Origin of the sequence: uncultured Campylobacter sp. (genome assembly GCF_938040115.1) — a bacterium.
Lineage (GTDB): Bacteria > Campylobacterota > Campylobacteria > Campylobacterales > Campylobacteraceae > Campylobacter_A.
In genome coordinates, this window is record NZ_CALHXD010000232.1 from 1 (window position 1) to 1,295 (window position 1,295).

Below are 1,295 nucleotides of genomic sequence, written 5' to 3' on the forward strand. Positions count from 1 at the left end.
GTTACGGTCGGCGATACGTTTTTATGGGGTGGCAGCCCTAAAAAGCGCGCCCTGGAGCTAGAAAACGGCGACGAAGCGAGCGTGAAATACGAAAATTTCAGGGTCATAAAGATACGAAATCGCAGCAAAAATCTGACGGCGAAAAAATCGCAAGGCTTTTTTGAGAGGGTGTTTTTGTTTAGCGCAGATATCGCGATCAGCCTTTGCGCGGGACTTGCTTTGCTCTATGCTGGGACGATGGATTTTTGGTTTTCGCCTTTTGCGGGAATTGCCGGCTTGATAATCTTGCTCGGCGGAGTCTGCTTTAACGTGTTTTATAAGAAAGATTAGTTTTTGGCGCGGAGATTTTAAATTTGAGCCCGGCCACCGTAAATTTGACGCTAAAATTCGGCGTACAATTTGAGTAACGCGGGCAAGTCCGTCAAATTTAAGCCGCTCGCCCGCGTTTAAATTTACAAAAACGCTTGCAAATTTTGCCGAGCGCTAAATCGCGGAAATAGCGGCGATAAAGCTTAAATTTAGCGCGAGCTTCGTGATTTTATGGCGAGGCAAATTTACGCACGGCAAGGCCAACTGCGCCCGCTAAATTTAGCTTAAATTTCGCAAAAACTCCGCGTATTCTTTAGCTCCGCGCTCTAAATCGTCCTGGCTTGATACGTAGTCCACGCCCGGAGTCTCCTCGGCGCCGTAAAATGCAAAAAAGTCTCGGTAGTCGGCGCGAAAATAGTATTTAAACGCAAGCTCAAACGGCGTAAGAACCTCGCGCAAGCTAAAATGATAGCGTCCTTGCGGGCAGTAGTCGCTCTTTTTGATGCCTGCAGTCACGGCTAGCGCGACCTTGCGGCCCGCGATACCGTCCGAGCCGCGCCCATAGGCAAAACCGTGCGTCATCACCGCGTCGATCCATGATTTTAAAATCGGAGGGCAGGAGAAGTTATGAAGCGGAAACTGCAAAACGAGGGCGTCGTGGGCTCTGATGAGTTCTTGCTCGCGCGCGGCGTCGATATCGCCGCCCCCGTAAACCTGCGTCAGATCATGAACACTAAAGTGCTGTGGCTCTTTGAGCGCCTCTTGTAGTAGGCGTTTGTTTATGACCGAGTTGTGGATGCCTGGGTGAGCTAAGATGATTAGGGTTTTCATTTTTCTCCTTTTTAATCGAGCAAATTTTATCAAATTCGGCTTAAATTTTAGCGGAGCATTGCACGGTTTAGCGGCGCAAATTTGATGTAAATTTAGATCATTTTTACAAAAACGCTTGCAAATTTCGCAAATTTTCTTTTATGGATGCGGGGCGG

At 48.2% G+C, this 1,295-nt stretch carries 1 protein-coding gene and 1 pseudogene; one reads left to right on the forward strand and one right to left on the reverse strand.

The window, feature by feature from the left end:
* Positions 1-330, forward strand: a pseudogene (locus tag Q0314_RS07890) (hypothetical protein); the annotation flags it as partial.
* 258 nt (positions 331-588) lie between these two features.
* Here Q0314_RS07890 and Q0314_RS07895 read toward each other — a convergent pair.
* Complete coding sequence (locus tag Q0314_RS07895) at positions 589-1,140, reverse strand: NAD(P)H-dependent oxidoreductase (RefSeq protein WP_298058047.1); 552 nt, start codon at positions 1,138-1,140, stop codon at positions 589-591.
* Between the last annotated feature and the right edge of the window lie 155 nt (positions 1,141-1,295).